This window comes from Bacteroidota bacterium (assembly GCA_021300195.1).
Classification (GTDB): Bacteria; Bacteroidota; Bacteroidia; order J057; family JAJTIE01; genus JAJTIE01.
The window spans coordinates 1-9,622 of the sequence record JAJTIE010000027.1 but is presented as its reverse complement, the minus strand read 5'-3'; the positions used below and the strand labels follow the sequence as shown (position 1 = coordinate 9,622).

Genomic DNA, 9,622 nt, shown 5'->3' with positions numbered 1-9,622 from the left:
GCAGTGGTGTACACCACGCGGCCCTGCAGGTCGGTCAGCTGTAGGCTGTAGCTGCCGGGGGTGGCTAGGGCTACGTTTAGCTGGCCCGGGCTGGGGTTGGGGTACAGCTGGATGCCGCCTGCGGCCAGGCTAGCGGTGCGGGCGGTGGTAGCGGCCACAAAGCTGATGGCGTTGCTAACCTGATAGTCGCCATTGGCATCGCGGTAGCTCACGTAGTAGGTGCCGTTGGCAGTGGGGGTGAAGGTAACGCCCGTAGCATTGGCGATCGCCTCCAGGTTGGCGTCCAGCCACTGGATGGTGCCGGTTACAGCGCTAACACCTGCCGGGATGCTGAGGCTATTGCTGCCGGCGGCTTGGGCGATCGTCAGGCTGCTGTTTTGCAGGTAGGCGGTGCCGGTTACGGTGGTTACTGCGCTGGCGCACTGGGTCTGGGTGTTTACAATGCGGGCGTAGAAGTTTAGCCGGTCGCCTGCGGTTACGGCAAAGGCGGGGCTGGTGGCACCGGCATTACCAAAGGTGGTGTTGTTGCTGCTCCACTGTAGCTGCTCGTTGGTGCCCAGGGTGCCGCCGTAGCTAAACTGTACGTTGCCTGCACCTATGCGGGCCTGTACGGCCAGTACGGGGGCGGCGGGCAGGGCGTTCACCACAACGTTGATCACGTTCGAGAAGGCTTCGGCTTGGTTGGCATCCGTTACGCGGCGGCGGTAGTAGGTGGTGCCGGCAGTGTTCTGTACGGCCAGGTCGTAGGTGGCAGCGGTAGCACCGGCTATGCTGGTAACGTTGGCTGAAAAGTTCTCTGCTGTGCTGCTCTGCCACTGGTAGCTCAGCGTGCCAGTGCCACCACTGGCGGCGGTGGTGCTGCCGAAGGCGGCGGGGTCTGAGCCGACGCAGAGGGTCTGGCTGCTGCCGATGGTGCCACCCATCAGCTGGCCGGGAGCGGCGGTGGCCGTGCCGGTCAGGGTTACGCTGGCGCTGAAGCACTGGGTGCTGGTGTTGAAGCGGCGGGCGTAGCGGGTTATGGTGGCACCAGCTGCTACTGCGTAGGCGGGGCTGCTGAGGCTGGTGCCGTTGGCGGCCCAGCCGCTGGTGCCGTTCTCGCTCCACTGCACTTCTTCGTTAGTACCCAGGCTGCCGCTGGTGAAGCTGATGTCGCCGCTGCCAGTGCGGCTTACCGTGGTACTGGCAAAGGTGGGCGCGGCGGGCTGGGCGTTGGCCGTGCCGGTAAGCGTTACGCTACTGCTCACACAGCCCGTGGTGGTATTGCGCACGCGGGCGTAGCGGGTAATGCTAGCTACGGCGGCTACGGCGTAGGCGGGGCTAGTCGTACCTGCGTCACCAAAGGTGGTATTGTCGGTGCTCCACTGCACCTCATAGCCTGCGCCGGGGTTGCTAGCGATAAACGAAACATCCCCTGTACCGCAGATGCTCACACTGGTACCGCCCGCAGCAAAGGTGGGCGCGGCGGGGGCGGCGTTGGCTGTCAAAGTCACCACACTGCTGGTACAGCCAGTTGCAAGTTCTAGCACGCGGGCGTAGCGTGTAGCCGTGGCTACTGTAAGGATAACACTAAAGACCGGATTACCAGTAATGGGGTCCATATCTGTCACGTCATTCCACACCGATGTGGGGGTGTTGGTCTCGCTCACCTGCAGGGTTCTAGCGGCGCCTCCCAGGTTGCCTGCAAAGCTCACCGTGCTACCCGAAGCGGCACAAACCGTGGTGCTGGGAAAAACGGGGGCGGCGGGTGGGGTAACGACGGTAGTGAAGGTAAAAACCGCATCACCCGCACAGCCGGTGGCGGTATTTCTTACGCGTGCATAGACGACCTTTTCGGTGCCCTCAAGGCTGGCTTCTAGCTGATAGGTGGGGCTGGTAAGGCCTGCGTTGCCCCAGTTGGTGCCATCCACACTCCACTGCACCTCGTAGCCGTTACCCGGGTCGGTGGCCGTAAAGGATACGGGTACCGTACCCGTGCCACACACAAAGCCACTGGCTGTTCCACCATTTACTGACAGCTGAATCTGGGGAAAAAAGCTGATCTTAGAGATACGATTATTTCCCCGGTCGCTCACATACAGGTTTCCGCAGGCATCAAACCTAAGGTCGGAAGGCTGATTAAAGCGTGCCACGGCACCGGTGCCCTCTGCCAGTCCGGATGTACCGGTCAGGCCGGCTACCGTGGTTACCTGTAGGGTGTTACGGTCTATGCGGCGGATGGCATGGTTGCCCTGGTCGGCCACATACAGGTTGCCATCTGCATCGAAGGCCAGACCCGTGGGGGTATTGAAACGCGCCTGGGTAGTGGCGTTGCCATTGGCCGTGCCAGCTACCGTGCCCAGGCCTGCATAGGTGGTTACCTGCGCTGGCTGGCCTGGGATGGGAGAAGGAGCAATGCGCCGAATACAGTGATTGCCCTCATCGGCCACGTACAGGTTGCCCTGCGCGTCTACTGCCAGCCCTACTGGGTTGTTAAACCGGGCAAAATTTACAGGACCATTTGCAAAACCTCCGGCGGGATTAATACCGATTGGAGCCTGACCTGCATGCAAGGCTACCTGCCCATTGGTAGGAGTCGCCGGGAGCGTCAGGCTACGGATTACGTGGTTATTCCAGTCTGAGATGTACAAAGTATTCCCATTGGGCGATAGGGCCAAGCCAATGGGATTGCGAAAACGGGCTACATCCACAGCCCCATTCGTATAACCAGTACCGGCTTGCCCGGTCCGAGTATCTGCAGTAAAAGACTGACCATTGGTTGAAATAAATACGTCTCGTATCCGGCTATTGCCTGCATCGGCTACGTATAGCACGTTATCTGCCTGCCGGTATACAATACCCACAGGAATATTAAACCGGGCATCAGCCCCAATACCCAAATCGCTGCCTGTGAGGCCCGCCGTGCCTGCCACGGTAGTTACGGTTCCATCGGGCGCTATGCGACGGATGGTGTGGTTGCCCTGCTCGGTAACAAATAGCATCCCATTGGGGCCAAAAGTAAGGCCCTGTGGTGCCTCGAAGGAGGCATCAAGACCTACCCCATCGTCCGAACCAGACAGGCCAGCAGGACTACCCGCAAAGGTAGTAACCTGCACCTGGGCCGATACGCTGCGAGTAAACAAGACAAACAAGAAAAAGAGAAAAAGAGCAAGAAGTCTGGAAAAAGGTGAAAATCGCTGCATTTAAGGTTAGAACTTTCTTTTTATTGGTTAAAAGGTAATAGACTATGGGACGATATAAGCACTCCAAACCAAACAAGAAACCCCAGCTGCTAAATAAAAAGGTGGGCACAAGCCGGGCATGGCCCTGCCCGGCAGAAGGTGCGTTTCAGCCTGGGATAAGGCGTTCAGTAGGCCATAAACAACCAAGTGTGCGCCCAGCGGGTGGGCTGCGGCTGCTGGCGGAAGAAGAACTGCTGGGCCTGATGAAACGCCTGAGGCATAGGCAGCCCCGCGTGGTGCAGCTGCACCACGCGGGCAAAGAGTGCGGCTGCGGCAGACCCGGATGTGCCGGCCCTACTGGCCAGCTGGGCCTGCGCGCCTGCGCGGCCCAGGGCTAGCAGCTGGGCGGCAGGCAGTGTGGCACCGGCCAGTGTAAGGCCGCCTAGCAGGCTAGCCCCCAGCTGTAGCCGGTTCTGCCAGTACAGGCCTACCTGCCGGGTGGGCTGGTAGCCCAGGTGGCTACGGGCCGAGTCTGACAGCACCAGCGGCAGCCATACATACCGGGGCAGGCGGCCTGCCAGCTCCGTCAGTTCGGCCAGGGTGCCCAGGTGCTGCTGCCTTAGCTCCACGCCCGGTATTGTCAGTGCCCGTGCATCCAGGCCGCTATCCAGCAGGGCCAGCTGGGCGGGGCCCTCGCGCAGCGGCTTCCGCAGGCCCGGAGCCAGGTGGTACGCCTGGGTGCAGAGGGGCCAGCGCTGGCCCAGAAAAGCCGTGTGAGACCAGCGCTGGCGGGGATCCGGCTCCAGCACCAGTGCGCTGAAGGGCAGGGTGCCTAGTTGCCCCCCCACCTGTAGCCGGATGAGCAGCACCTCACCCGCTGTACCCACCAGGCCCGGGGCCACCAGCCACTGGCATAGCTGATGGGCAAAAGGCACGTAGGCCGAGTAAGACAGTGCCTGATCGGATGCCTGCAGCTGCTGGCGGCAGGCATCCATCGCGCGGCGAAGCTCGGGGGTGGCGGGTACCTGCCAGGCATGCTGCCGGGTGCCCAGCTGGGCATGGCACAGGATTGCACCCTCGGCCTGCACATAGCTCAGCCACAGCTCGCCCACGGCAGGCCCGGGCCTGGGCTGTAGCGCCTTCAGCGCGGCGTAGTCGGGAAAATCGATATAAAATGCATGCTCCAGGCTGTCTAGCGCAGCCCCTGCCAGCTGCCAGGCCTGGTGTAGCTGGCGGGCCCGGGCTGGGTCGCTATCCTGTGTGCGTATGTAGCCCGCTCTGGCTGCCCGGTAGCCCGTGCGCAGGCGGGCCTCCTCTTCGCGGGCAAAGTCGGCCAAACCCAAGGAGGCAGCCCAGGCCGTATCCAGCAGCTGCAGCTGCTGGGCCGCCTGCTGCCACTGCCAGATGTAGGTGCCCACCTGGCCGGGCCGATCCAGTGGTAGCGCCGCCGCTACCCCCGCCTGTAGTACCTGCTGCCAGTGCGCCAGCAGGCGCTGCTGCCCCACTTCGTCCATGCGCAGGCGCTCCAGCCGCACCAGCTCCCCAGCCGCCTGTACTGCCTGCAGGGCCTCGGTGGCCGGGTAGCCGGGCTGCGCCAGTAGGCGGGCCTTTCGTTCCAGCAGCTGTAGCTGTACCAGGGGGTCCAGGCTGCCTGCGGCATCGGGGTTTGGGTAGCACCGCGCAGCCAGGCTGCCAGGCACTGGCGGAGAAAAGCGGGCATGGCAAGCGGCCAGGCCCAGCTGCAGGGCAGCTAGTGCGGGTGGCAGCTGCCCCAGTGCCTGCGCCACATCCGCCTGCAGCAGGTACAGCTCGGCCAGCTGCGGGTGCCGCCCCAGTGCCCGCGCCAGGGGGGGGAGGGCGGCCTGCAGCAGCGCATCAGCATCGGCCAGCTGCTGGCGCTGCCACAGCCAGCGGCCCAGGGGCAGTATTTTTTCGGCCAGGGCCTGGCCCTGTAGATGTAGCTGTGCCTCCCTGGCAGCCTCCAGGGTATAGATGCGGGCAGCCGCTGTATCGCCCTGTGCCTCGCAGGCCAGGGCCAAGCCCTCATACAGGGGCACCATTCGCCCGGCCAGCTGTAGCCCGTGCTGGCGCACCCCCTCCAGGGCCTGCTCGGCATAGGTGCGGGCCAGATCTACCTGCCGGATTACCAGTGCCACGGTGGATAGCCGCTGCAGGATGGCCACATACACCGCCCGATCTAGCTGCGGGTGCTCAACATATACAGCCAGGGCGTGCTGCAGCGCCTGGAAGGCCAGCTGCGGGTGCGCATACTGTAGTTCTACCTCGGCCCACTGGATGAAGGCGGTAGCATAGCCTGGCTGTGCCGTCAGGCTATCGGCTGGGTAGGCGGCCTGCAGCGCCTGCACCCTACGCCGAAACACCTCGGCTGCCTGCTCATACTGGCCTTGGTCTGCCTGTATCTGCACCAGCAGCGCATATAGGGCATCTCGCTCCCACAGGGGTAGCCCTATACTGGTGTAGAGGTCTAGCGCAGACTGTGCCTGCGCCAGGGCCATCCGTGGCCTACCTACGCGGTAGCAGGCATGGGCATACTGCTGGGCCTGCCTGGCCCGCAGCATCAGCGGCATCTCGGCATTGCAGGCCAGCAGCGAGTCGGCCACGCGCAGGTAGCCATAGGCACGGCCGGGCTGCACCTCCTGCCAGCTCACGCCCGCCTCGTGCCAGGCGCGTATGCACGGCTCGGTAGCCGTGGTGCAGCGCGCTGCCAGGGCTCCCCACTGTGCACGGGAACTGTCTGCATACCCCTGGGCATGGGCCAAGCGTGCCTGGTACAGCTGCGCCCAGGGTATGTCTTCCTCCTTCAGCCTGGGCAGCTGCCTGTGCAGGCGTATCTCCGCCTCGGCATAGGCACCCGCCTCATACAGCGCAGCCACCTGCTGCAGGCTGCGGGGCTGCGCCGGCAGCCTGCACACCCACAAGCAGCCCACAAGCAGCCCACCCAAAAACCAGCGAAACCCCGGAGAACCTGGCCCGGGCCTACCTATGCAGCATTTCATCGCACCAAAAATACCCAAAGTGCGCAATATGGTCCACTCCGGGCTATAGCTACGACACGTTTTGGCAGTGTGTTGCCCGTATCTTTGGCACATGGATTTCGTCTTTCTCTTTATCGGACTGGCTGCCGGGGCAGCCATCGGCTACCTGGTAGCCAAAAGCAAGGCCCAGGTAGCAGACACCACTGGCTATACGAGCCGCATAGCCAGCCTGGAAACCGAGCTACAGTACCTGCACAGCCAGCTAGCCACCCACACCCAGCAGCTGCAGCAGCGCGAGGCCCAGCTAGGTGCCCTGCAGCAGGCCAAAAGCGAACTGGAGGTGGCACTGAACAGCCAGCTAAGCCAGCGCATGGCACACATCCAGGCACTGGAAGAGCGCCTGCAAACCCAGAAAGAGGACTTTCGAACCCTATGGGCAAACCAGATCGAGCAGTTTGAGGCGCTGAGCCAGAAGGTACTGAAGGAGAACAGCCAGCAGTTCCGGCTAATGAGCCAGGAGCAGCTGGACCACACCCTGAAGCCACTGCAGCAGCGCCTGCAGGAGTTTGGCAGCCGGGTAGAGGCCAGCCAGAAAGAGCAAGTGGCCTACCACAGCCAGCTAGCCGAACGCATAAAGCACCTGACCGAGCTAAACCAGCAGGTGGGGCAGGAGGCCCGGCAGCTGGCACAGGCCCTGAAGGGCGACAAAAAGATGCAGGGAAACTGGGGCGAAAACATCCTGGAAATGGTGCTGGAGCGCAGCGGCATGCTCAAAGATCAGTTCTACCTACGCGAAGAGGTGTATAAGGATGCCGAGGGCCGCAGCTTCCGGCCCGACGTAGTGGTGAAGCTGCCTGGCCGTAAGGGCCTGATAATAGACAGCAAGGTGAGCCTGGTGGCCTATGAGCAGTACTACAACGCGGAGGAGGCCGCCGAGCAGGCGCGCCACCTGAGGGCGCACACCGAGAGCATCCGCACCCACATAAAACTGCTGGCCGAGAAGGACTACAGCATGCTGGAGGGCCTGGCGCATAGCCCCGACTTTGTGCTCATGTTCATCCCCCTGGAGCCAGCCTTCAACCTGGCGGTGAGCAGCGACACCGGCCTGTTTGAGTACGCCCTGAGCAAAAAAGTGGTGCTGGTAACCACCACCACCCTGCTGGCCACCCTCACCACCGTAGCCTCCATCTGGCGGCAGGAAAGGCAGCAGCAAAATGTGGAGGAGATAGCCCGCCTGGCCGGCAGCCTGTACGACAAACTTGTAGGATTTACCGAAGACATGATAAAAATAGGCGAGCAGCTAGACCGCGCAAAAGACTCCTATGTCGGCGCTATGAACAAGCTGAGCGTGGGCAGCGGCAACGCCATACGCACCGCCGAAAAGGTAAGGGACAAGGGAGTCAAAACCAACAAGAGATTCACAGAGAAGCTGCTGGAAGGCAACGAAAGTGAGCAGGAATAACACTCGATGACAGATATTAAAACCAGCTGCACAAATTAAGGCTAATTACACATCCGCCTACTTACTTACAAGTGCCGGGATAGTTAGTGAAAACCATTTCTATCTCACCCTTCTTTGGAAAACCATCAGTAACATCCTGATCCTCCAAATCCTGTATCTTTGTAGCTATCTCAGTCTGAAATATTGAATAAAAAAGAGAGCATAAATGAGGAGGAATATTAAAAACAACAACCTGACGAAGATAAGAACTATACAATACAATGTCTGTATCCTCAATGTACAAAAAATAATCATCAATATATATTCCTTCATCGAACCATACATCCTCAATATGGGACCATGAATCACTTATTTTGGCCCTCCATATTCCTTTAAAATGCTCATAGTCCTTTGCCTCTTGATAATATTGACCTGAAAATTTTTCTCCATCCATTACACATTCATAGGGAATAAGATAAAAAACATTTCGGCCAATTTCTCGCATAAAGTCAACAAACATTACAACTTGATCTTGTGTAAAAACAGCCGAAGAAGTCGAAATAAGTAAAAATCTATTATGAGAAGTATTACTAAATATTACCTCTGGAAACGTCCTCTCCTGATTGATCTCATTGACAGTTAATTCTATAATTCTCTTGCAGACAGATTTATCAAAGCAAATTTCCATAAGACCTTCCTCGTTTGAGCCCGATTCCGTGTTTAGAACCGATTTATCCGCCTGTGTTCCTGATATGCCCAACTTAGCACGATTTTTTGCTTCATGCTGAACTAGCTTCAGCTGCTGAGATCTATAGACATGCATATAGATTTCTAATCGCTCGAATATTCTCTGGGTTTCGCCAAAGGCTCCAAGGACTCCATCTCGTCTAATGAAGACATCAACCTTCAGTCCACTTTTGCGCGTACCCGTTATTTTTATCCAAGGGCCTAGGGCATTTTTATACCCTCTATATCCAAAAATGGACACAATTGAACTAAAAAAAATAGAAATGTAGCCCGAATCAAAAAAACTAAATGTATTCATTAAAACAAGAAAAATAAGAAAAATAAATCCAGAAATATAAAAAATCTTCCACTTACATGTAGCCCCTCCTTGCTTACTTACTATTAGTACTTCTTCCATTTTTATAGGATATTTATTTGTGGATTTCCCGTTAAACTCCAGCATTCCTCCTTCTATGTGAATATCGCCCCTGTAATAAGTATTATTTCTAAAAAATCCTCCATCCCTTGCATACAAAATATCTTTAATTCTCATCATATTTATTTGTTATATTTACGAATGTAATCTCATTTATTGTGTTAATTCTGCCTGAATGGTTTCTAATTTTTTTGGTATTCTACGTATAATTTGATGTAGGACTCAAGCCTTTTGTATATTTTTATTGTTCTGCCAAAAGCTCCATGATAGCCATTTTCTCTGATAAATATATCAACTTTCATCCCACTTTTACGCGTACCAGTTATTTTTATCCAAGGGCCCTGAGCATCTATATAACCAACATAGCCATTTATCGCCATTCCAATTTAAAATAGGCATATAAAGATAAAAAAGCCGAGTGGATATCGTTCATAAAAACAAATCAAACTGAAGGTAACAAAAATACAATCGCAATTATATACCAAAAAATTCATTGATTTATATCCCATCCCCGTCTGTATACTACTAATATTTTTTCAATTCTCATGGTGTACTTTTTTATCATTTCTCCTTTAAAATCTAGTATTCCTTTCTTTATGTAAATATCTCCAAAATCATAATTATTATTGCCAAAAAATTTCCCTTCACTTGAGTACCAAATACCATCAATTCTAATCGGTTTTTTTCAAAATTAGTGCTTGCCTACTAAGATATAAAAAAAATAGGGGCTTGACTATCAAAGTACAAGAAATCACCTTGTAAGTCAATGGATAACAGCAATTTAAGCAGATATAGGCAGAAAAAGATTCTGCAGGCATTCGCCCTGGAGCTAACAGCCACCCAGGCCTCGAGTCTTTTGCAGATT

General features: G+C 56.6%; 5 protein-coding genes. 1 reads left to right on the top strand and 4 read right to left on the bottom strand.

The features are described 5' to 3' along the window. Together LW884_06925 and LW884_06920 are read right to left on the bottom strand one after the other, a co-directional pair. The coding region (locus LW884_06925) for a hypothetical protein (protein ID MCE3008059.1) at positions 1-3,119 on the bottom strand (3,119 nt) is incomplete at its 3' end. Between the two features lie 224 nt (positions 3,120-3,343). Beyond that, on the bottom strand, positions 3,344-6,175 hold the full coding sequence (locus LW884_06920) for a hypothetical protein (protein MCE3008058.1): 2,832 nt from the start codon (positions 6,173-6,175) through the stop codon (positions 3,344-3,346). 91 nt (positions 6,176-6,266) lie between these two features. Here LW884_06920 and rmuC point away from each other — a divergent pair, with 91 nt between their 5' ends. Beyond that, positions 6,267-7,616, top strand: coding sequence for a DNA recombination protein RmuC (rmuC, locus tag LW884_06915; GenBank protein MCE3008057.1), 1,350 nt, complete (start codon positions 6,267-6,269; stop codon positions 7,614-7,616). 61 nt (positions 7,617-7,677) lie between these two features. Here rmuC and LW884_06910 read toward each other — a convergent pair whose 3' ends face one another. Next, positions 7,678-8,877, bottom strand: coding sequence for a hypothetical protein (locus LW884_06910; GenBank protein MCE3008056.1), 1,200 nt, complete (start codon positions 8,875-8,877; stop codon positions 7,678-7,680). A 62-nt stretch (positions 8,878-8,939) separates the two neighbouring features. Continuing rightward, on the bottom strand, positions 8,940-9,137 hold the full coding sequence (locus tag LW884_06905) for a hypothetical protein (protein MCE3008055.1): 198 nt from the start codon (positions 9,135-9,137) through the stop codon (positions 8,940-8,942). Between the last annotated feature and the right edge of the window lie 485 nt (positions 9,138-9,622).

Excerpts from the sequence above, each read along its gene's own strand:
- LW884_06920 (MCE3008058.1), bottom strand. The coding sequence starts at position 6,175 with ATGAAATGCTGCATAGGTAGGCCCGGGCCAGGTTCTCCGGGGTTTCGC.
- LW884_06910 (MCE3008056.1), bottom strand. The coding sequence starts at position 8,877 with ATGATGAGAATTAAAGATATTTTGTATGCAAGGGATGGAGGATTTTTT.
- LW884_06905 (MCE3008055.1), bottom strand. The coding sequence starts at position 9,137 with ATGGCGATAAATGGCTATGTTGGTTATATAGATGCTCAGGGCCCTTGG.
- rmuC (MCE3008057.1), top strand. The coding sequence starts at position 6,267 with ATGGATTTCGTCTTTCTCTTTATCGGACTGGCTGCCGGGGCAGCCATC.